Below are 23128 nucleotides of genomic sequence, written 5' to 3' on the forward strand. Positions count from 1 at the left end.
ATGAGTAAAAATTATTTAATTTCCACAGGAGGTTCTGGAGGACATGTAATACCCGCAATAATACTTTATGAACATTTGGCAAAAGACACAAATGTAATTATTTCTAGTGATAAAAGAGGATTAAAATATTTAGAAAAAGATTGTAAATATAAAATTATTAATACCCCAAAACTAAATAATCTTTTCTTATTACCACTTAATTTAGTAATTGTTTTTATACTTACTATAAAATCATATCTATTATTAAAAACTGAAAAAATTGAAAAATTATTTTCTACAGGTGGTTATATGTCTTTACCAGTAATATTAGCTGCTAGATTATTGAAATTGAAAATTTATTTAATAGAACCTAATCATGTTTTAGGTAGAGCAAATAAATTTTTTTTAGACTCATGCCAAAAAATTTTTTGTTATACAGAAAAAATTAAAAATTTTCCGTCAAAACATATAAATAAGATACAAATTATAGATCCATTGGTTAGACAAAAAATTTATAAAATCAATCGCACATCCTCTGATAATGATAAATTAAATATATTAGTAGTTGGTGGAAGCCAAGGTGCCAAGGTTTTTGACCATGAATTAAAAAAGAAGTTTGTTAATATTTCAAAAAAATTCCAAATTAAAATTTATCATCAAACTAGCGAAAAAAATATTCAAATTTTAAAAGATTATTATCAAAAGAATGGTGTTGAGTGTTCAATTTTTTCCTTTGATCCAGAATTTGAAAAAATTTTAATAAAGTCAGATCTTTGTATCACTAGAGCAGGAGCTTCAACTTTAGCTGAATTATCTATTTTGAACATACCGTTTATAACTGTACCTTTACCAACTTCAAAAGATGATCATCAACTTGAAAATGCAAATTTTTATAAAAGTAAAGATTGCTGTTGGATATTAAAACAACAACTTTTTGAGGAAAAAATAGAGGAACTGATTGTTAATATAATTCAAAATAAAACAGATTTTTTAACTAAAAAAGAGAATTTAAAAAGATTAAATTATCAAAATACTTGGATTAATGTTAATCAAAAAATATTAGAAACTATAAATGAAAATTGAACTAGCAAAAACCGAAATTATCCATTTTGTTGGAATTGGCGGAATAGGAATGAGTGGGCTTTCTTTAATAATGAAAGGAAAAGGTTTTAAAGTTCAAGGTAGCGATTTATCTTTAAACAAAAATATTGAAAGATTAAAAAAAGAAAGAATAAAAATTTTTATTGGACATAAAAAACAAAATCTTAAAGATGCAACAATTGTAGTTATCTCTTCAGCAATTAAAAAAAATAATCCTGAAATGAAAGAAGCAAAAAAAAAAAAATTACCAATAATTACTAGAGGAAAAATGTTAGCACATATTGTTTCATTAATGAAAAATATTGTAGTAGTAGGTTCACATGGCAAAACAACCACAACTTCTTTAGTAGCTTCTATACTTCAAAAAACAAAATTAGATCCCACAATAATCAATGGTGGTGTGATTAATTCTATAAAAAATACTGCTAAATTAGGAAAAAGTGATTGGTCAGTTTTAGAAGCAGATGAATCAGATGGAAGTTTTATTCATATTCCTCCAACTTATTCAATTATTACAAATATAGATAGAGAGCACATGGATTTTTACAAATCAATTGATGAACTAAAGAAATATTTTATCGAGTTTATTGATAAGGTTCCCTCTTTTGGTAAATCATTTATTTGTTTGGATGACAAAATTAATAGGCAAATTATTAAAAAATTAAAAAACCAAAATTTTTATACCTATGGAACAAATCCTAAATCAAATTTTTATATAAAGAATATACATCAAAATAAAGAATATACTGATTTTGATTTATTGGTTAACTTGCCTAACAAAAAAAAAATACTTATAAAAAAAATCAAGATACCATTATTAGGAGTCCATAATGTAAGAAATTCAGTTGCCGCTTCAGCAGTAGCAATTACAATTGGTATTTCAGTATTGGATATTAAAAAGGGTTTGTTAAATTTTAAGGGTGTTCAGAGAAGATTTAATAAAATTTTTAGATATAATAATATAGATTTTTTTGATGATTATGCTCATCATCCTACTGAAATTAAAGGAGTATTAGATGGTGTAAATAAAGTTTATAAAAGTTATGATAAGGTTTGCATCTTTCAACCTCACAGAGTTTCAAGACTTAAAGATTTGAGAAAAGAATTTTCTTTTGCCTTCAAAAATGCTGATACGGTCATTTTGTGTCCAATATATTCAGCAGGAGAAAAAATGAAATTAGGCTTTAATTATTTAAATTTTGCAAAAGAAATAATCAGAAATTCAAAAGTTAAATTATTTTTAATCAATGATAAAAATCAATTAGCAAACTTTTTAAAAAAAAATATGTACGGTAAAAAAATTGTTATTGGAATGGGTGCAGGCTCAATATCAAATTGGATGAAAGAACTTCCAAAATTAATGAAATGACACTTAGTGAATTAAAAGAATTTTTAGGTGAGTTTGGTGATAGTGTTAAATTCGAATATGATCTTAAAAAAAAAAACTGGTTTAATATAGGTGGAAAAACAAAAGCTTTTTTTAAGGCTGATAATCTAAAAGAATTAGTAAAATTTTTAAAAAAGATAAATAATAAAGAAAAAATTTTTATTCTTGGAGCAGGTTCAAATATACTAGTCTCAGATAAATTATTTGATGGTATAGTAATCAAACTTAGCAAAAATTTTAATAATATTTCGCTTCTGAGAGAAAATGTTGTTATAGCAGGCAGTGCTGTTTTAGATAAATCTTTGTCAGATTTTACATCTGAAAATAATTTGAGTGGTTTTGAGTTCTTATCTTGTATTCCGGGAACAGTTGGAGGAGGGATTAAAATGAATGCTGGATGCTTTGGTAAAGAGTTTAAAGATATATTATTATCAATCCAAGCAATAGATAAATCAGGAAATGTCGTGACTATTCCAAGTAAAGATATTAATTTTGATTACAGAAAAAATGACTTAAATGATGATCTTATTTTTTTAAGTGCCTCATTTAAAGGAGTAAAATCGAGCTCATCGAAAATTAGATTAGAGACAGCCAAACTAAAAAAGAAAAAAGAGCAAGTACAGCCCACAAAAATAAAAACAAGTGGAAGTACTTTTAAAAATCCAATCTCCCAAACAAATAAAAAAGTTTGGGAACTTATTAAGCAATCGGTGCCCTTAGATAAAACTTTTGGGGATGCTTCCATTTCAGCCAAACACTGTAATTTTTTTGTAAACGAGGGTAATGCTACCTTTAATGATATGAATAACTTGATCAAATTTGTAACAAAAAAGGTTTTTGAAAAAACTGGGATTAGTTTAGAAAAAGAAATCAAAATATTGGAATAAATTGAAAAAAAAAATTTTAATAATTTCTGGTGGCATCTCCAAAGAGAGAGCAATAAGTCTTGATACAGGTAAACAAGTTTCTAAAGAACTTAAAAAAAATAATTACTCTGTTAAAATTTCAGAACCAAGTTTTAAGTTAACAAAAATTATTAGTTCATTTAAACCACATATAATTTTTAATGCTTTACATGGTCAATTCGGTGAGGATGGATATATTCAAACTATTTTAGAGAGTGAAAACATTCCTTATACACATTCAGGAGTAATTCCATCTGCTATAGCAATGGATAAAATTTTATCAAAAAAAATTTTTATTAAGAATAAAATACTTACACCTAAATTTTTACTTTACAAATTTGATAAAACAAAAAAAGATTTGATCAAATTAGTTGAAAAAAAACTTAAATTTCCAGTTGTCGTCAAACCTTTAAATGAAGGTTCAAGTGTTAATGTTTTTATTTGTAACAAAAAAAATATATTTGCAAAATTAAAAAGTTTAGAATCTTATAAAAGATTAATCATTGAAGAGTTTATTCCAGGTCGAGAAATTCAAGCTGCAATTATTGGGAAAAAAAAATTGGGTGCAATTGAATTGATACCAAAAAGGAAATTTTATGACTATCAAGCAAAATATAATCCTAAAGCAAAAACAAAACACATCATTCCAGTAAATTTATCTCAAAAAGAATATAATGAGCTGATGAATATTTCTCTAAAAGCACATAATTTAATTGGGTGTAGAGGTGTAACACGATCTGATTTTAAATATTTTAAAAAAAAATTTTATCTATTAGAAATAAATACTCAGCCTGGAATGACAAAACTCTCTTTAGTTCCAGAGATAGCATCACACCATGGTATAAATTTTATTAAACTAATCGAATTAATTCTAAAAGATGCCTCAACAAATAAATAGAAAAATTTTAATATATTTTTTTTTATTTATTATACTTGGAACATTAAATAATAAAAATCTAAATAATTTTAGTTTTCCAAAAATTAATTCGATTAAGATTATTGGTTTAAATATAGATAATAATTTAAATAAAGAATTAGAATTTTTTAAAGTAAATAATTTATTTTCTATAGATAAATTTCAAATAATTCAAATATTTAATTCAAATAATCTTATTGAGGAATATAATATTTTTAAAAGATATCCTTCATCATTAGAAGTAGAAATTATAGAAACAAAATTTTTAGCTATTACAAATATTGATGGCAAAAATTTTTTTGTTGGATCAAATGGAAAATTAATTGAAACTAAAGATAATACAAAAAACTTACCTTATATTTTTGGCAATTTAGATATTAACAGTTTTTTAAATTTAAAAAATATTATTGATAAATCGAATTTAAACTTTCAAGATATAAAAAATCTATATTTTTTTCCCTCTGGAAGATGGGACATAGAAACCTTTTCAGAAATTTTGATTAGATTACCCAATGAAAGAATTAAAGAATCATTAGATTTCTCTTTAGATTTATTAATTGATGAAAAATTTAGTAATATTAAATTAATAGATGTTCGTCAGAAAAACCAGGTTATCATAAATGAATAGTGAAATTAATTTTGAAACTTATATTTTAATAACTAAAGAAAAATTTGCTATTTCTGCTATTGACGATACTTCATACGAAACAATATATTTTGAACAACAAATTATAACTGATAATCAAAATAATTTAAATTTTGAAATATTTAATGAATTTTTAGAAAAGAACATATTTAAAATTGAAAAAATTCTAAAAAATTTTGTCAAAAATATTTACATTATTTTAGATAGTGATGAATTTTTTCCGATAAAATTATCTATCAAAAAAAGTAATAATGGAAATTATATTGATCCAAATGTTTTATCATATCCTCTAAATGATCTTAAAAACACTTGTCAATCAAATTTTAATGACAAAAAAATAATTCACATACTCATAGAAAATTACTTAATTGATGATAAAAATTATTTTTCATTACCTAAAAATTTAAAATGTAATTTTTTTTCATTAGATGTTAGATTTATTTGTTTACCAAAAAATTTTGTTAGAGAAATAGAGCAAGCTCTAAAAAAATATCATATTTTGGTAAAACAAATATTTTGTGCAAACTATATTGAAAGGTTTATAGAGCAAAAAAATCCAAATATTTTTACAACTGCTAGCAGAATTAAGTCTGGATTGAATGAAAATGAGGTCTTATTAGTTCGCAAAACCTCAAAAAATAAGGGTTTTTTTGAAAAATTTTTTGATTTTTTTAATTAACTCGTATTTTACAGTAATATTAGTTGTTTTTAGTTTTTTTTCTAAGGGTATTAAAAGTCATTCGTGACTTTATTAAATCAAAAAACAATTAATAAAACTGCCAAATTCAGTGGTATAGGTCTTCATAGTGGTAAATTAACAAATATTTCCATTAATCCATCTGCTCCTAATACAGGAATTGTTTTTAAAAGAGTCGATTTAAAAGATAATAACTTAGTTTATCCAAGTTTTATAAATGTAAGCAATACATCATTAAACACAACAATATCTAATGAACATGGTGTTAAAATTTCTACTATAGAACATTTGATGGGTGCATTATTTGGATTAGGAATTGATAATGCTTTAATAGAAATTGATAATGAGGAAGTGCCAATCTTGGATGGTTCTGCAAAAGAATTTATTGAAAAATTAACTTTATCTGGATTAAAAAAAAGTGAAGTTCCAATTAAAATAATAAAGATTAAAAATAAAGTTACATATAATCATGGTAAGAAATCAATTTCAATCGAACCATCGAAAGTAAGTCTAGATATAAATTTTGAGCTTAAATATGAAAATTCTTTAATTGGAAATCAAAAGAATAAAATTAATGTTTATGAAGATGATTTAAAGAACATATTTGAGTCAAGAACTTTTTGTTTATTTGAAGATATTGAAAAAATAAAAAAAAATGGATTGGCTCAAGGTGGGAGCTTGGATAATGCAATTGTTGTTAAAGACAATGAGATATTAAATTCTGAGAAATTAAGAAATTCAAAAGAATTTGTTAATCATAAAATTCTTGACTGTATTGGTGATCTATACACAAGTGGCTATAGAATTATTGGAAGCATAAATTGTTCTCAAGGTGGTCATTTTTTAACTAATCAACTTTTAAGAAAAGTATTTGAAAATAAAGAGAATTTTTCAATTATAGAAATTCAAGAAAGAAACCTTCCACATACATTAATAAACAAAAGTTTATTGAGATCTATAGCATAGAAGGATCATATAGATCTTTAAAATTGTTATTTTAATCTATATAAAACATCTATGTATAGATTAAAGTTTATTATATTATTTGTATTCATTATTTTTTTAACTTCTTGTTCTAAAGAAGTAGTTGAAGAAAACTTAATAAAAGGAAAAAGTCTAGATTTACAAGTGATCGAAGCTTATCGGGAAGGTGTAGAGGCATTGGAAAGTGGAGACGTGTTATTTGCTGCAAAAAAATTTAATGAAGCAGAAATATTATTTCCGCAAGGTGACTGGGCACCTAAGTCAGCATTAATGGCATCTTATGCTTACTATACTCAAGACTATTATGGTGATGCAATTGCAGAGTTGGAAAGATTCATAATTGTTTACCCAAAACATAAAAATTTACAGTATGCTTATTATTTGTTGGCTATTTGTTACTACGAACAAATTGTGGATGAAAAAAAAGATTTAGGAGCAATTATTCAGGCAAAAAAAAATTTTGAAATAATATTAAATAATTATCCAAATACCGAATATGCGATAGATGCTGATTTTAAATTAGATTTAATTGCCGACATTTTGGCAGCTAAAGAAATGTATATAGGTAGGTATTATTTTGACAAAAAAAAATGGATCCCTGCAATTAATAGATTTAGAGAAATTATTGATAATTATGAAACAACAATTTATGCAGAAGAAGCTCTTCATAGATTGGTAGAGGTACATTATACCTTAGGTTTAATTGATGAAGCAGAGAAGTATGCTCAATTATTGGGATATAATTATAAATCTTCAACATGGTATAAAAACTCTTATAGTTTATTTGACAAGAATTATAAAATAAAAAAAAAAGAGAGATTTAAAACTTATAAAAAAAAGAGCGGCGGTCTTCTTAAAAAATTTAAATCTCTAATTGAGTGAGATGGACAAGACTAAGATTAAAAAAAATTACTTAAAAAAAATACAAAAATTAGTTAATCTTAATAAACACTATTATGACCTTAGCAAACCCTTGGTAGATGATAAAGAATATGATCAGATTAAAAAAGAAATTTTATTATTAGAGGCAAAACACGATTTTTTACATAGCGAGGAATCACCCTCAAAAAAAGTAGGTTTTAAACCCTCAAAAAATTTTAAAAAGGTTCAACATAAAGTTCCAATGCTTTCACTATCAAATGCTTTTGATGAAAAAGATTTAATTAATTATGAAAAAAAGATAATTAATTTTTTAAATGAGAAAAGTTCTTACGAAATAGAATATAGTGCTGAACCTAAAATAGACGGTATTTCTGCCTCATTAACCTATAAAAGAGGAGAGTTTGCAATGGGCCTTTCGAGAGGAGATGGTAAAGAAGGTGAAGATATCACTCAGAATCTTAGAACAATAAATGATATTCCTAAAAATATTTTAGCAAAGGATTTTCCAACTGAAATTGATATTCGAGGGGAAATTTTTATTCAAAATAAAGACTTTGAAAAATTAAAAGATAAATTTGCAAATCCAAGAAATGCTGCATCAGGATCATTGAGGCAAAAAAATCCTGATGATACAAAAAAGATACCACTCAAGTTCATTGCGTATACTTATGGATATGTGAATGAAATGAAAATTAAGAAACAAGATGAATATTTACGTAAATTGAGTGAGTGGGGATTTAAAATAAATCCATTTAATAAAACAATAAAAGGTATAAAAAATTTAATGATAAATTATTCTGAAATTGAAAAAAATAGGAATGAGATTAATTTTGATATTGATGGCATTGTTTACAAGATAAATTCTTTTGATTTACAAAAACGTTTAGGGAATGTTGCTAATTCCCCTCGATGGGCAATAGCACATAAATTTTCAGCTAATAATGGAGTTTCAACAATTTTAAATATTGATATTCAGATCGGTAGAACTGGAGCTTTGACTCCTGTTGCTAAAATTAAACCAATTAATATTGGAGGCGTAGTTGTATCTAACGCTACTCTTCATAATGAGGATGAAATAATAAGAAAGGATATAAGAGTAAGTGATGTGGTTGTTGTAGAAAGAGCTGGAGATGTAATACCACATATAATTGAAGTTGATTTAAAAAAAAGAAAAAAAGATTCTCAAAAATATGTTTTTCCGACTAAATGTCCCTCATGTGGATCAGAAACAATTAAAGAATATAATTTAACAACAAAAAAAAAAGATGCAGTCAGACGATGTTCAAGTGAAGGTTATGATTGTGAAAAGATGGCAATAGAAAAAATTAAACATTTTGTATCAAAAGAAGCGTTTAATATTGATGGTTTTGGAAAAAAAATTGTTGAAAATTTTTGGGATTTGAAAATGATAAGATTGCCTCAAGATATTTTTAATTTAGATTTTAAGAAAATTGAAGAAATGGATGGTTGGGGAAAACAGTCAGTAGCAAATTTAAGATATTCAATTGAAGAAAAAAAAAATATTTCTTTTGAAAGATTTATATATTCTCTTGGCATTAGACATATAGGTTTTGAAAATGCAAAATTAATTTCAAAAACTTTAAAAAAGGCTGAAAATTTTATTAATCTTTCTAAAGATAAAAAAATAAATGAGCTTTTAAACATTGATGGTATTGGAGAAACTCAAATAAATTCTTTAAAAAAATTTTTTCTTAACCAAACTAATCTCAAAGTTGTTAATAGCCTTCAAAAAATTCTTAAAATAAATAATGCAATAGAAAATAAAAAGGATGGTATTTTAAGTAATAAAACTTTTATGTTCACTGGTAAATTACAAGGTATCAGTAGAGCTGAGGCTAAATCTTTAATTGAAAAGAATTCTGGAACAATTGTGAGCAATGTATCAAAAAAACTTGATTATTTAATAATTGGAGAAAAGCCAACAAAACGAAAAGTAGAAACTGCAAAGGAATTAAAAATAAAAATTTTGAAACAGGCTGAATGGTTTAATTTATTAAATAAAACTAGCTAACCATTTTTTTTCATTAAAATTTAGATATTTACTGAGTTTAGTGTAATTATCTAAGTTATATCTAAAAAGATAATTTTTTTCTTTATTTGTAAGTAAATTGTAATCAATTAAATCTTTATCAATCGGAGCTAATGTTAAGTTCTCAAAGTAAAGTTTATTTTTTTTCTTTTTAACATAAATTAAGTTTTCAATACGAATGCCAAATAAGTTTTTTTTATAATAACCAGGTTCATTACTTAAAATCATTCCCTCACGAATTTTAATTTTGTTAAATTTAGAAATTGCTTGTGGACCTTCATGCACATTTAAAAAAAAACCTACACCGTGACCTGTTCCGTGTTCGTAATCTAAATTAATTTCTTTTAGATATTTTCTGGCCTTTATATCAATTATTTTACCAGTCGTATGATTGTTCAAATTTGAATTTACTACTGCAATGTGACCTTTTAGAACTCTTGTAAAAATATTTTTGATATTTTCTTTAGGTGTTGAAAAACAAATTGTACGAGTAACATCAGTAGTGCCATATTTATATTGACCACCTGAGTCACATAAAAAGATATCTTTTTTGTTTATTTTTTTGGTATTTTTTTTTGTTGCTCTGTAGTGGACTATCGCAGCATTACCGCCCGTTCCAGCAATAGTATTAAAGCTAGGAAATAAGTAATCTTTATTTTTTTTTCTAAAAAATTCTAACTTATTTTGTGCATCAAATTCACTAATTTTTTTTTTATTAATTTTTTTTATCCAATAAATAAATTTTGTAAGTGCAACACCGTCAATAATATGAGCATTAATCATATTCTTAATTTCTTTTTTATTTTTAATTGATTTGTATAAGTAAATTGGATCTTCTTTTTTCAAAATTTTAAATTTATTTTTTAAAATATCTTCGTAGAATATTGAACAGGTTTTTTTATCGATTATAACTTTTTCACCTTTAAGTGTAAAAATTAAATCTTTAAAATTTTTTGGGTCAATAATTTGCGATGATTTCAATTTTTTTTCATGGATCAATTTTGAAGCCTTATTTTTTTTTGAAATCAAATAAAGATTATTTTTTTTATCAATCAATAAATGACAGTTAGGTATGGGACTATTTGGGTTGTCCCAGCCTCTAATATTAAGTAGCCATGCAACATTTTCAGGTGCAGTAATAAATAAAAAATCTGACTTATTTTTTTTGATGTAATTAATGACTTTAAAAATTTTTTTTTTATAATTTTCTCCAACAATTTTATTCTCCAATGAATAAAAAGATTTATTTGATTTAGAGCTTTTTTTATAAATTTCATCCACTAAATTTTTCTTAATAATTTTGATTTTATTATGTTTATAAAAAAATTTTCTTATTTGTTCTGAAGTAAATATTTTTGGATCTATGCCCAGTGTGAGGTTTTTAAACAATTTACAATTAAAAATATTGTTATAGTTAACAATCTTGAAATTATTTGCAGATTCTTTTTGTGCTTGAATTGTGTATCTTCCATCAACAAATAAATAATTTTTATTTTTTAAAATAATTGAATAGCCAGCTGACCCTGAGAAATTTGAAATTATTTTCAATCTGTCTTCTTCAGAATATTCTGAAAAAAACTGGTCATTTTTTGGTATGACATAACCATCAATTTTATATTTTTTGAATTTTTTAACTAAAATTTTTATTCTTTTTTTAATCATTTAATTCTTTTTTGATATCTAATCCACCCAGGACTATTTATGTTGTTTTCATTATCAAAATCCTGATTAAATTCAAATTCATCTAGATTATCTTTATTTTCATCAAAAAAAGAATTTTTTTCTAAATATTTTTCAGGAAGTTCATCAATAAATCTTGAAGCCATACTATCAATCCAATCACCTTGATAAAATCTATTCATTGAAAAAGATATAATCACTTTTTTCTTTGCTCGCGTTAAACCCACATAGGCCAATCTTCTTTCCTCCTCTAAGCCATTTTGACCCTTTTCCTCAATTGACTTTTGATGTGGAAAAAGTCCTTCCTCCCAACCTGGCAAAAAAACTACATCAAATTCAAGACCTTTGGCTGCATGCATAGTCATCATATTGATTTTTTCACCTTCCCACTCTTGATCAACTGATGTTGCTAAAGACACATGTTCTAAAAAGCTCTCTAAATTATCAAACTCTTTCATTGCACTTAATAACTCCTTAATATTTTCTAGTCTGTTTTCGTTTTCTAAGTCTTTTTTGTTTTTGAGCATTGCAGAATATCCTGACTCATCAAGAATTGTCTGTAGTAATTTTACGTGGCTCATATTTTTGATCCTCATATCATTTCTCCATTTTGAGAGTAAGTCTAAAAAAGAAGACAATCCAATTTTTGCTTTTGGCTTAATTAAGTTTTCTTGAATCATTTTTCTTGATGAGGTCTCTAAACAAATTTTTTGTATTTTTGAATACTCGTGTATATTTTTGATAGTACTATCTCCAATAGAACGTTTTGGATTATTAACAATTCTTTCAAAAGCCAAATCATCTCTTTCTTGATAAACTAATCTTAAATAGCCAACACAGTCTTTTATTTCAGCTCTTTCATAAAATTTAATTCCACCTAAAATTCTATATGGCATTCCAATTTTTAAAAATCTTTCCTCAAATTCTCTAGTTTGGAATATAGCTCTAACAAGAATAGTGATGTTGTTATATGAATAATCTTTTTTAATATTCTCAATTTCATCTGAAATTCCTATGGCTTCATCTTTTCCATTTTTGTAGCAATTTAATTTTACTAGCTCACCTTCTTCCATTGTAGTTTTTAATGTTTTACCAACTCTATTTTGATTATTTGAAATTAAATTAGATGCTACAGACAAAATATTTTCCGTTGATCTATAATTTTCCTCTAACCTAATTACTTTTGTATTTTCATACACTTGATCAAATTCTAAAAAATTTTTTATTTCAGCACCTCTCCAACTATAGATTGATTGATCATCATCACCCACACAACATATATTCTTATTTTTTTCTGAGAGTAATTTTAACCATTTGCTTTGAATAAAATTTGTATCTTGATATTCATCAACAAGAATATATTTAAAGTTTTTTGAATAAATCTCCCTAATATCTAAATTTTTCTCTAAAATTTTAACAGAATGTAAAATTAAATCCCCAAAATCACATGAATTTAAATCAGTAAGTTTTTGCTGATAAATTTTATAAATTGGCAAAATTGTTTTCTCATAAATATCTTTTTTTCCCAAAACAACTTCATCAGGATAAAACCCTTTATTTTTCCATCGATCAATTATTGCTAAAATATAACGTGGAGCTAACTGTTTGATATCAATATTTTCTGATTTACAAATATTTTTAACAAGTCTTATTTGATCATCAGTATCAATAATTGTAAAATTTGAATTTAGATTTACTGCTGGAGCATGTTTTCGTAAGAGTTTAGCACAAATAGAATGAAAAGTTCCTAGCCATGACAATCCAGTGGCACTTGAGCCTAGAATTTTGCTTACTCTTATCTGCATTTCTTTTGCCGCTTTATTTGTAAATGTGACTGCTAAAATTTGGTTAGGAAAAGCTTTTTTTTCTCTAATAATATTGGCTATTCTTGTTGTGAGAACTTTGGTTTTACCTGATCCAGCCCCAGCCACTATTAATAGAGGCCCATCAAGATGCATTACGGCCTCTTTTTGAGCTTTGTTAAGATTTTTTAAATATTCAGAGTTTAACATTTTTAATTTTAAATTATAACTTGTCCAAATTTATGAGAAAACAAAATTTATCGTTTAAACAAATTGGAAAACAAATTCTATCTATAAATACTCTAATAGAAAGTTATTTTAATAAATTAAGACAATTTATATTAAATCTTAAAAAATTTAAATTTGATAAGAATAATAGAGTTTTTTTAGGATTAGTTGCAATTGTTTTTTTGACGCTTATATATTTCTTAATCCCATCTGCCTATAATAAAAATTTAATTCAAGCAGAAATAGAGAATCAAATATTTCAAAAATATCAAATTAATATTAAATTTAATAATAAGCTAAATTATAATTTATTTCAAATATTAAACAATGAAAAAGAAATAGGAATAGTTAAAAATTTTAAAATATTTATAAGCTTTAAAAATTTTTTTAAGATAAATCAAATTCAAACTTTAGATTTAATATTTGATAAAACTGATTTTAATATTAAAAAAAATGACTTAGATTTTTTTGTTAATCTTATGAAAATAGAACCTAGTAAGAATAAAATTGTCATAAAGAAAAGTAATATTTTTTTCCGAAATGAAAATGATGAAGTTTTATTTATAAATCAAATTAAAGATAGTTCATTTTATTTTGACATACAAAACTTAAAAAATGTCTTAAGTTCAAAAAATAAAGTTTTTAATGTTCCATATAAATTTTTAATAAAAAACGATAAGTTAAATAAAGAATTAGAGATTAAATTAGACTCAAATAAATTAGTTCTTAAAATTGAAAATAAAACTAATTATAGCAATCAAGAAAAGGAAGGCACTCTAAAGATTACTTTTAAAAATAGAAACAATTTATTTAATTACGAAATAAAAGAAAATTCTTTAAATTTTAATTTAAAAGATACAAATAAAATTTATTCTGGATTGTTAGAATTTAAACCATTTTATTTAGAGTCAGATTTGATCTATCAAGCATTAAATCTAAAAGATTTCTTTAACCCTATTTTAATGGAAATCTTTAAATCCCAGATTTTTAACAATCAAAATTTGAACGCTAATATAAATTTTAAAGTAAAAAAAATATACGATTTTGACAGGTTTTCTAACTTGTCTTTAAAATTAAAAGTTGAACAAGGAAAAATGATTTTTTCAAATTCAAAAATTAAATGGAAAGATAATCTAGATTTAAGTTTTGAAGATACTTTACTTAATTTTGAAGATGATAAAATTAGCCTTAATGGCAAAATGACAGTTAATATAAATGACAAAGATGATTTTTATAAATCTTTTCAAATAAATAAAGAATTAAGAAAAGATTTAAAAAAGATAGAATTTGATTTTAATTTTGATTTTAATGAAAACAAAGTTTATTTTGATAATTTAAGGTTTGATAATAAAACCAATGAAAATTTAGAAAAATTTATAACTGAATTTAATTCAAATGATGAAAAATTTTTTAATAAGATAACCTTCAAAACTTTTATAAATAAAATTATCCAAGCTTATTTTGGATAGATCATTTTTTTAGGATCAACGATTTTGTCAAAATCTTTTTCGTTAATTAATTTTGTTTTTATAGCTTCTTGTTTTAACGTTGTTCCATTCTTCAAAGCTGTTTTTGCGATTTTTGCCGCATTATCATAACCAATATGAGGTGCCAAAGCAGTAACTAACATTAAAGAGTTATCTAAAAATTTTTTTATTTTAATTTTATCAGCTTTAATTCCTTTAACACAATATAGTGAAAAATTTTTTGTACTATCAGCTAACAAATCAATAGATTGAAGTATGTTGTGAGCGATTAGTGGTTTGAAAACATTTAGTTCAAAATGTCCATGTGAACCTGCCATTGTAATACCATTGTGATTACCTATAACTTTTACACAAACCATGGTTACTGCTTCAGATTGAGTTGGGTTAACTTTACCAGGCATAATTGATGAACCAGGTTCATTTGCAGGTAGAATGATTTCACCATACCCAGCTCTTGGTCCAGATCCTAAAAATCTTATATCATTAGCAACTTTCATCAAACAAACAGCTGTAGTATTTAAAGTGCCAGAAAAATTTACTATTTCATCATGTGCAGCTAATGCAGCAAATTTATTTTTTGTTGGTTTAAATGGTAATTTAGTAATTTTTTTAATTTCATTAATTATCTTTTTGTCAAAGCCTTTTCTACTATTAATTCCTGTTCCAACAGCAGTTCCTCCTTGGGCTAAAAAATAAATTTCTTTTAAAGCATTTTTAATTCTACCAATGCAATCTTCCAATTGAGATTGATATCCTGAAAATTCTTGGCCTAAAGATAAGGGGGTAGCATCTTGAAGATGAGTTCTGCCAACTTTTATTATATTTTTAAATTGAGAAACTTTTTTTTTTAATTCTTTATTTAACAATTCTAATGATGGTAATAGTTTGTTTTTAGTTTCAAGAGCTATTGCGATATGCATTGCAGTGGGAAATACATCATTTGTAGATTGAGATTTATTTACATGATCATTTGGATGAACAGGTTTTTTTGTGCCTTTTTTCCCTCCAAGAATTTCAATAGCTCTATTAGCAATAACTTCATTTACATTCATATTTGTTTGAGTGCCAGAGCCTGTCTGCCAAACTTTTAATGGAAAATGCTCATCTAATTTACCACTAATTACTTCATTCGATGCTTTCACAATTGCATTAGAGATATTTGGTAAAATCTGTTTTTCTTTTCTGTGAACAATAGCTGCTGCTTTTTTAATTATTGCAATAGATTTTATAAGAATCGGTCTAACTAAAAATTCACCGATGTCGAAATATTTTTTTGATCTTTGAGTTGATGCACCCCAATATTTATCGTCTGGAACACTGATTTTTCCAATGCTATCGAACTCTTTTCTTAATTTCATGAATTATATTTCTTAAAGTATATACAGTAGATATATATTACTTTTATTTAAACTTACAGGAGCAAAATGACAAATTTTGATAAAGTAGGAACTTTTATGAAAACTTTTGGCCAAGAAGTTAAAATAAAACCCTCATTTAGCACAGATAAAATTAACAAACTAAGGCTCGATTTAATTAAAGAGGAACTCAGCGAGCTAACAGAGGCAATGAACAATAAAGATTTATTAGAGGTTGCTGATGCATTAACAGATATTCTTTATGTTACTTATGGAGCAGGGCATGCGTTTGGTATTAATCTTGATAAATGTTTTGAAGAGGTTCAAAATTCAAACATGAGTAAATTAGATGAAAATGGCAAGCCAATTTATAATGAACATGGAAAAGTAATGAAAGGTCCTAATTACTTTAGGCCCGACCTTTCGAAGTTTGTTAAATGATTTCTAATTTAAAATCTATAGCAGGAGCGCTATGAGTAATGCTTCCAACAGAAATTCTATTTACTCCAGTTGCAGCAACTGATCTTATTTTTTTAAGATTAATATTTCCTGATGCCTCAGTTTCATAATATTTTTTTGCAAGCTTAACACCTGTTTTTAAATTTTTAATACTCATATTATCAAATAAAACTCGATTAAATTTCAGTCCTATAATTTCTTTAAGCTGTTTGATATTATCAACTTCAACAGTAATTTTTTTACCTTTATTATTTTTAATTGCTGATAAAACAAGATTTCTAATATTGGAGCTAGCAATATGATTATCTTTGATTAAAAATTCATCACTCAAATTAAATCTGTGATTAGTGCCACCACCTAATTTAACTGCATATTTTTGAATGACCCTATAATTTGGAATAGTTTTTCTAGTGCAACAAATTTTACATTTTTTCCCCGCAAGTTTTACAAAGTTATTTGTTTTAGTAGCTATACCCGAAATATGAGATAAGAAATTTAAGGCGACTCTCTCAGCAATTAAAAGCGAGTTTGCCCTACCTTTTATTGTTGCTACCAAAGAATTCTTTTTTACTAAAGATCCGTCTTTTTTTTTAATTAAAAATTTGACTTTATCATCAACTTGAACAAAGGCTTGTTTTGCAAACAATAAACCTGCAATAACAGCTTTTTGATTACAAACTAATTTTGCTGTGATAATTTTATTTTCTTTTAATAAATTTGAGGTTATATCTCCAGAAGGGTAAAGGTCTTCTGTGAGAGCAAGTTTAACTCGATCTTTGATAAAATTTTTACTTAATTTAATTTGAGACACAAAAAACTATCTACCAATAGCTACCATTTTTTCCACTGACAATCTTGCTTTATTTATTGTCTCTTGATCCATAATGATTTCTCCTGTTTCATTTTCTAAACAATCAAGAATTTTCGGTAAAGTAATTTTTTTCATATGTGGGCACATATTACACGGCTTGATAAATTCAACATTTGGATTTTCAATTTGAATATTATCACTCATAGAACATTCAGTAACCATCATAACTTTTTTTGGCTGATTATCTTTGACATATTTTATCATACCTGAAGTTGAACCAGCAAAGTCACTAGCTTTTATAACTTCTGGTGGACATTCAGGGTGAGCAATAATTTTTATTCCAGGATTATTTTTTCTTATATCATTTATTTCATTTTCATTAAATTGATCATGAACTATGCAAATTCCTTTCCATGAAATAATTTCAACATCTGTTTGTGACGCAACATATTTCGCCAGATAATCATCAGGTAAGAAGATTACTTTTTTTACACCTAAAGATTTTACAATTTTTACAGCGTTAGCCGAGGTACAACATACATCTGTCTCTGCTTTTACATCAGCAGACGTGTTAACATATGAAACAACAGGAACCCCAGGATATTTTTCTTTTAACAATCTTACATCTTTACCTGTAATTGATGATGATAAAGAGCATCCTGCATCCATATCTGGCAATAAAACTTTTTTATTTGGGCTCATCAATTTTGCAGTTTCAGCCATAAAATGAACTCCTGCCATTACAATAATATCAGCTGATGTTTTTGAAGCTTCAACTGCAAGTGCTAAAGAGTCAGCTGAAAAATCGGCGATACCATGATAGATTTCTGGCGTTTGGTAGTTGTGAGCAAGAATTACCGCATTTTTTTCTTTTTTAAGTTTATTAATTTTGTGAATGTATGGAGCGTGTACTGACCACTCAATCTCAGGCACAACCTTTGATATTTTTTGATAAATAGAGTCGGTAGCTTTTTTTACTTCTTGATTAAATTCCATATTAAAATTTATCAATTTGAAACCTACTTGTCATTGATTTAATGTGGGTCATATTTGCGGCCATGCTGAAATTGGTAGACAGGCACGGTTGAGGGCCGTGTGGACCTAGTCCATGAGAGTTCGAGTCTCTCTGGCCGCACCAAAATATTAAATTTTTAGCCATTCAGGTACAAAAATTTTAATAGATCCATTTTTAGTTTTAAATATGAAATCTTTATTAAAATTCTCATTTGAATACTTAATTATTGCAAAAGGATATTCTTTATTAATTAAAACCTTGCCTATTTCAACATCATTAAAAAATATTGTTTCATCTTCAGTTAGGTTTCCATCAATAATTTCAATTGGTAATAATCTTTTAGAAAGCTTATTTTTTAGTTTAATTCTTGCAGTATTTTCTTGTCCAACATAACATCCCTTTTTAAAGTCAATTCCATTTAGCTCTTCGAAATTGCATTCAATACCAAATAATTTATTCTTTAGTTTGTTAAGATTTTTCGGAACAATTCCAAGTTTATGACTATGATGATAATAATTTTCAATTTTATCGTTTTTTAATCCAAGTTTTTTTAAAGATAAATATAGTTTTTCTAAATTAATTATTAATCTAGCACCTAATTTTTTATTTCTTGGGTCTAATATTATGGGATCTTCTCTATATTTAAAAGTGAAACCTAAAATGTCTTTTGCACCTTCAATAGATAAATATTTATCAAATCCAAAACTAGCAACAACAAATTCATTACTCAAATTTAAAATTTCTACTTTTGACCTTATCTTATACAAATTAAGTTGTTTAAATATATCTTCAGATTGAGACTTTTCGCAATCAATAAAATAACCTGACTTATGTTTTACAATTATAAATTCATATAAAAATTTTCCCTGGGGAGTTAGCAATGAGGCAAAACAACTTGAATTATCTGAGACTTTATTTATGTCGTTGCTAATTAAATTTTGTAAAAAATCTTTTGAATCCTCACCATAAATATAAAGTATGGCTCTATCTTCTAATATATAGACGCTGTTATTCATATTTGATTGATACGTAAATTTAATATAATAACTTTTTTCATAAATGTTAGATCTAATAATCAAAAATGGACAATGTTACATCAATGGTAGGTTAGAAAATAAGGACATTGCTGTAAAAGAAGGTAAGATATTTAAAATTGGAGAAATCTCTGAAGAAGCAAGAGAGGTTTATGATGCAAAAGAACTAATTGTTTTACCGGGATGTATAGATACACAAACACATTTTAGAGAACCTGGATCGACTGATACAGAAGACCTTCATTCTGGAAGTAGAGCTGCAGTAGCGGGAGGTATTACTGCTGTTTTTGAAATGCCAAACACTAATCCTCCAACTTCAAATAAAAAAGAATTTCAAAGAAAATTAGATCTTGCGAAAAATAGAATGTATTGCAATTACGCATTCTATTTTGGTGCTACGGCTGACAATGTCAATGAATTAGCAGAGCTTAAAAATTTAGAAGGTTGTTGTGGAATTAAACTTTTTGCTGGTTCTTCAACTGGTAATCTTTTAGTTGCTGAAGAAAAAGATATTGAAAAAGTATTTCAAAATAGTTCTAAAGTAGTTGCGGTTCATTCTGAAGATGAAGAAATATTAAATAAAAATAAAAAGTTAATCAAAAAAGGAGATGTCCATTCACATCCAGTATGGAGAAGCGAGGAGTGTGCAATATCATCTACAAGAAGAATTGTTAAAATTGCTGAACGATATAAGAAAAAAGCTCATGTGCTTCACATAACAACAAAGCAAGAAATAGATTTTTTGTCTCAACATAAAGGAAATATTACTTTTGAAATTACCCCACAACATCTAACAATCTATGCACCAGATTGTTATGACAAACTAGGAACATATGCTCAGATGAATCCACCATTAAGAGATAAATCTCATTATGATCGATTATGGTACGCAGTAAAAAATAATATAAATGATACAATTGGTTCAGACCATGCACCCCATCTAAAAGTAAATAAAGATAAAGAATACCCAAACTCACCATCAGGTATGCCTGGTGTTCAAACTTTAATGCCAGTGATGTTGAACCATGTGAATGAAGGAAGGTTATCTCTTAACCAATTAATAAATCTTGTTTGTGAAAATCCAGTTAAAATTTTTGGTATTCAAAATAAAGGATTTATTAAAGAAGGTTATGATGCAGATTTCACAATAGTGGATATGAATAAAAAAATTTTAATTAATAATGAAAATATAGAAAGCAAATGTGGTTGGTCTCCGTTTAATGGAAACGAATTTAAAGGCACTCCAGTAGCGACAATCATTGCAGGAAAAACAAAGATGAAAGATGGTAAAATTCTTGGTGATCCTGAAGGAGCGCCACTAGTTTTTAATTAATTTTTCCAGCAAAACTATTAACAAGTACCACGCCAATAACAATAAGGAATAATCCTGCAATGGCCTGCCAAGCTAAAGTTTGTTTAAAAAAGAAATACCCAAGAATTGCTATTGTAAAAACACCTAATCCGCTCCAAGTGGCATACACAATTGCAATAGGAAGTTTATCCATGACAAATGTCATTAAATAGAAAGACACGAGATAAAATATTGTAAGACAAACTGTTGGAATAATCTTGGTAAAATTTTGTGAAACTGGCAACAACATTGTTCCAGCAACCTCACAAAATATAGCAATAAGTAAAAAGGAATATGTTTTAACCATTATTTAGTATTTTGTTATCAATTAGGTCTTGTTTGATTTCATCAAGAATAGCAGGATCGTCAATAGTTGGAGGCATTTTATATTCAACATTATCAGCAATTTTTCTAATAGTTCCTCTAAGAATTTTTCCTGATCTTGTTTTCGGAAGTCGTTTTATTACTATTGCAACCTTAAAAGCAGCTACGGGACCTATTTTGTCTCTAACCATTTTAATACATTCTTTTGAAATTGTTTCGTTATCTTTATCTACGCCAGCTTTTAAAACAATTAATCCGATAGGTAATTGACCTTTTAATTTATCAGCAATTCCTAGCACTGCACATTCTGCAACAGATTGGTGTTCAGATAACACTTCTTCAATTGCGCCGGTAGACAATCTATGACCTGCAACATTTATAATGTCATCAGTTCTAGACATAATCCAAATGTAACCATCTTCATCAATATGACCCGCATCATAGGTTTGATAATAGCCTTCATAATTTGACATATAATTTTCTTTATATCTTTGATCTGCATTCCATAGAGTCGGAAAAGTTCCAGGAGGCAAAGGTAGTTTAACAACTATATCTCCCATTTCATTTGGTTTTGCTAATTTTTGATCAGATTTAATAATTTTTACATCATAACCAGGCACTGCTTTACAAGCTGAACCATATTTTGTTTTCATCATTTCAATACCAGTACAATTTGAACTAATTGCCCAACTTGTTTCTGTTTGCCACCAGTGGTCAATTACTGGAACTTTTAATAAATTCTCTGCCCACTTGATTGTGTCTGGATCAGCTCGTTCCCCTGCAAGAAATAAACTTTCAAATTTACTCAAATCATATTTTGAGAAAAACTTGCCCTCAGGATCTTCCTTTTTAATTGCTCTAAAGGCTGTTGGTGCAGTGAACAAAGATTTAACTTTATAATCTGAAATGATTTTCCAGAAAGCTCCTGCATCAGGTGTACCCACAGGCTTACCTTCAAATAGTACAGTGGTACATCCTTTAAATAATGGAGCGTAAACTATGTAAGAGTGTCCAACAATCCAGCCAATATCACTCGCTGACCACCAAATATCATCTTCATCAATATTATAAATATTTTTCATCGTCCATTTTAAAGCAACGATATGACCCCCAATATCTCTTACAATACCTTTTGGTGTTCCTGTAGTACCTGATGTGTAAAGTATGTAAGCAAATTCATTTGAATTCATTTCAACACAATCAACATCTTTAGCATCGGCATGAGCTTCATCCCAACTTATCTCCATTGGTGCATTTAATTTAACTTCATGACCTTTTCTTTGGAATAAGATCATTTTGTTAATCTTATGATTGGCTTGTTTTATTGCTTCATCTACAAGTGGTTTGTATTCAACAGTTCTTCCAGGTTCAAAACCACATGAAGCTGTTACTAAAAGTTTAGCTTTGCTGTCATCAATTCTACTTGCAAGTTCGTTAGAAGCAAATCCACCAAATACAACTGAGTGTATTGCTCCAACTCTTGCGCATGCAAGCATAGCAATTACAGCTTCTGGTATCATTGGCATGTAAATTATAACTCGATCACCTTTATTGACACCTTGGTTTTTAAGTGCGCCTGCAAATTTTGATACTTTTGATCTTAATTCTTCATAGGTAAATTTATTTTTGTTTCCCGTAATAGGACTATCGTAAATTAAAGCAGTTTTATTTCCTTTTCCCTGATCAATATGGATATCTAATGCATTGTAGCAAGTATTTGTCACTCCATCTTCGTACCATTTGTAGAAAGGAGGGTTAGACTTGTTTAAAATTTTAGTCGGTTTTTTAAACCAAAAGATATCGTTCGAAGCTTCTTGCCAGAATTTTTCAGGATTATTTATAGACTCTTGATAAATTTTGTTGAATTTTTCAGACATAAAAATTTGATTCGATATTCATTATTTATCAGGTTTTTAAATTAAAAATTGTATTTAATTTTAAAAAGTCAGTAAAATCAATGCAAATTAATGATAATTAAGTCTTCAATAAACTGATTTAATTTGATACTTAACGCACAACTTTGGCTTAGGGAAAC

20 protein-coding genes and 1 tRNA gene are annotated in these 23128 nt (G+C 26.6%); 13 read left to right on the forward strand and 8 right to left on the reverse strand.

All coding sequences use genetic code 11. The features are described from left to right. The 9 genes from ACTTAV_RS02595 (at window position 1) to ligA (ending at window position 9529) form a co-directional block, all read left to right on the forward strand. Window positions 1-1062 (forward strand): UDP-N-acetylglucosamine--N-acetylmuramyl-(pentapeptide) pyrophosphoryl-undecaprenol N-acetylglucosamine transferase, encoded by a 1062-nt coding sequence (locus tag ACTTAV_RS02595; RefSeq protein WP_440670000.1) that lies wholly within the window; start codon window positions 1-3, stop codon window positions 1060-1062. Continuing rightward, on the forward strand, window positions 1052-2449 hold the full coding sequence (gene murC, locus ACTTAV_RS02600) for a UDP-N-acetylmuramate--L-alanine ligase (RefSeq protein ID WP_440670002.1): 1398 nt from the start codon (window positions 1052-1054) through the stop codon (window positions 2447-2449). The genes ACTTAV_RS02595 and murC overlap by 11 nt, the downstream gene beginning before the upstream one ends. Further along, a complete protein-coding gene (murB, locus tag ACTTAV_RS02605) occupies window positions 2416-3354 on the forward strand; it encodes a UDP-N-acetylmuramate dehydrogenase (protein WP_440670004.1) in 939 nt (312 codons plus the stop codon). Before murC ends, murB begins: the two co-directional genes overlap by 34 nt. Before the next feature lies 1 nt (window position 3355). Further along, on the forward strand, window positions 3356-4270 hold the full coding sequence (locus ACTTAV_RS02610; RefSeq protein WP_440670005.1) for a D-alanine--D-alanine ligase: 915 nt from the start codon (window positions 3356-3358) through the stop codon (window positions 4268-4270). Continuing rightward, entirely contained in the window at window positions 4251-4916 is a 666-nt protein-coding gene (locus tag ACTTAV_RS02615; protein ID WP_440670007.1) for a cell division protein FtsQ/DivIB, read from the forward strand. The genes ACTTAV_RS02610 and ACTTAV_RS02615 overlap by 20 nt, the downstream gene beginning before the upstream one ends. Beyond that, complete coding sequence (locus tag ACTTAV_RS02620) at window positions 4909-5613, forward strand: hypothetical protein (protein WP_440670009.1); 705 nt, start codon at window positions 4909-4911, stop codon at window positions 5611-5613. Before ACTTAV_RS02615 ends, ACTTAV_RS02620 begins: the two co-directional genes overlap by 8 nt. A gap of 63 nt (window positions 5614-5676) precedes the next feature. Next, window positions 5677-6597: a UDP-3-O-acyl-N-acetylglucosamine deacetylase gene (gene lpxC, locus ACTTAV_RS02625; RefSeq protein WP_440670010.1), complete on the forward strand. Its 921-nt coding sequence runs from the start codon at window positions 5677-5679 to the stop codon at window positions 6595-6597. A 51-nt stretch (window positions 6598-6648) separates the two neighbouring features. After that, window positions 6649-7497 carry an outer membrane protein assembly factor BamD gene (locus ACTTAV_RS02630; protein WP_440670011.1) on the forward strand — a complete coding sequence of 283 codons (849 nt, stop codon included), beginning with the start codon at window positions 6649-6651 and terminating at the stop codon, window positions 7495-7497. A gap of 1 nt (window position 7498) precedes the next feature. Continuing rightward, window positions 7499-9529, forward strand: a complete 2031-nt coding sequence (gene ligA, locus ACTTAV_RS02635) for an NAD-dependent DNA ligase LigA (RefSeq protein ID WP_440670012.1) — start codon at window positions 7499-7501, stop codon at window positions 9527-9529. Here ligA and ACTTAV_RS02640 read toward each other — a convergent pair. Together ACTTAV_RS02640 and ACTTAV_RS02645 are read right to left on the reverse strand one after the other, a co-directional pair. Next, on the reverse strand, window positions 9512-11209 hold the full coding sequence (locus ACTTAV_RS02640) for a M24 family metallopeptidase (protein WP_440670014.1): 1698 nt from the start codon (window positions 11207-11209) through the stop codon (window positions 9512-9514). The genes ligA and ACTTAV_RS02640 overlap by 18 nt on opposite strands. Beyond that, window positions 11206-13239, reverse strand: a complete 2034-nt coding sequence (locus ACTTAV_RS02645; RefSeq protein ID WP_440670016.1) for an ATP-dependent helicase — start codon at window positions 13237-13239, stop codon at window positions 11206-11208. The genes ACTTAV_RS02640 and ACTTAV_RS02645 overlap by 4 nt, the downstream gene beginning before the upstream one ends. Before the next feature lie 32 nt (window positions 13240-13271). Here ACTTAV_RS02645 and ACTTAV_RS02650 point away from each other — a divergent pair, with 32 nt between their 5' ends. Continuing rightward, window positions 13272-14726 (forward strand): hypothetical protein, encoded by a 1455-nt coding sequence (locus ACTTAV_RS02650; protein WP_440670018.1) that lies wholly within the window; start codon window positions 13272-13274, stop codon window positions 14724-14726. Here the strand turns inward: ACTTAV_RS02650 and fumC are convergent. Continuing rightward, window positions 14714-16102 (reverse strand): class II fumarate hydratase, encoded by a 1389-nt coding sequence (gene fumC / locus ACTTAV_RS02655; protein WP_440670019.1) that lies wholly within the window; start codon window positions 16100-16102, stop codon window positions 14714-14716. The two genes, ACTTAV_RS02650 and fumC, sit on opposite strands and share 13 nt — an antisense overlap. 66 nt (window positions 16103-16168) lie before the next feature. Here fumC and ACTTAV_RS02660 point away from each other — a divergent pair, with 66 nt between their 5' ends. Then, window positions 16169-16540, forward strand: coding sequence for a phosphoribosyl-ATP diphosphatase (locus ACTTAV_RS02660; RefSeq protein ID WP_440670020.1), 372 nt, complete (start codon window positions 16169-16171; stop codon window positions 16538-16540). Here the strand turns inward: ACTTAV_RS02660 and nadC are convergent. Both nadC and nadA read right to left on the reverse strand, forming a co-directional pair. After that, entirely contained in the window at window positions 16533-17369 is an 837-nt protein-coding gene (gene nadC / locus ACTTAV_RS02665) for a carboxylating nicotinate-nucleotide diphosphorylase (RefSeq protein WP_440670021.1), read from the reverse strand. The genes ACTTAV_RS02660 and nadC overlap by 8 nt on opposite strands. Before the next feature lie 6 nt (window positions 17370-17375). Further along, window positions 17376-18365 (reverse strand): quinolinate synthase NadA, encoded by a 990-nt coding sequence (nadA, locus tag ACTTAV_RS02670; RefSeq protein WP_440670023.1) that lies wholly within the window; start codon window positions 18363-18365, stop codon window positions 17376-17378. A gap of 56 nt (window positions 18366-18421) precedes the next feature. On the opposite strand from nadA, the gene ACTTAV_RS02675 reads away from it, so the two are divergent. Then, a tRNA-Leu gene (locus tag ACTTAV_RS02675) sits at window positions 18422-18507 on the forward strand. Between the two features lie 5 nt (window positions 18508-18512). On the opposite strand, the gene ygfZ is transcribed toward ACTTAV_RS02675, so the two are convergent. Next, a complete protein-coding gene (gene ygfZ, locus ACTTAV_RS02680) occupies window positions 18513-19400 on the reverse strand; it encodes a CAF17-like 4Fe-4S cluster assembly/insertion protein YgfZ (RefSeq protein ID WP_440670025.1) in 888 nt (295 codons plus the stop codon). A gap of 43 nt (window positions 19401-19443) precedes the next feature. Between ygfZ and ACTTAV_RS02685 the strand changes: the two genes are divergently transcribed. Beyond that, window positions 19444-20751, forward strand: coding sequence for a dihydroorotase (locus tag ACTTAV_RS02685; protein ID WP_440670027.1), 1308 nt, complete (start codon window positions 19444-19446; stop codon window positions 20749-20751). Here ACTTAV_RS02685 and ACTTAV_RS02690 read toward each other — a convergent pair. Both ACTTAV_RS02690 and ACTTAV_RS02695 read right to left on the reverse strand, forming a co-directional pair. Then, a complete protein-coding gene (locus ACTTAV_RS02690) occupies window positions 20744-21076 on the reverse strand; it encodes a DMT family transporter (protein WP_440670028.1) in 333 nt (110 codons plus the stop codon). The genes ACTTAV_RS02685 and ACTTAV_RS02690 overlap by 8 nt on opposite strands. Beyond that, entirely contained in the window at window positions 21069-22970 is a 1902-nt protein-coding gene (locus ACTTAV_RS02695; RefSeq protein WP_440670029.1) for a propionyl-CoA synthetase, read from the reverse strand. The genes ACTTAV_RS02690 and ACTTAV_RS02695 overlap by 8 nt, the downstream gene beginning before the upstream one ends. Window positions 22971-23128: the final 158 nt, after the last annotated feature.

It is taken from the genome of Candidatus Pelagibacter sp. HIMB1483, from assembly GCF_052048135.1.
GTDB lineage: Bacteria > Pseudomonadota > Alphaproteobacteria > Pelagibacterales > Pelagibacteraceae > Pelagibacter.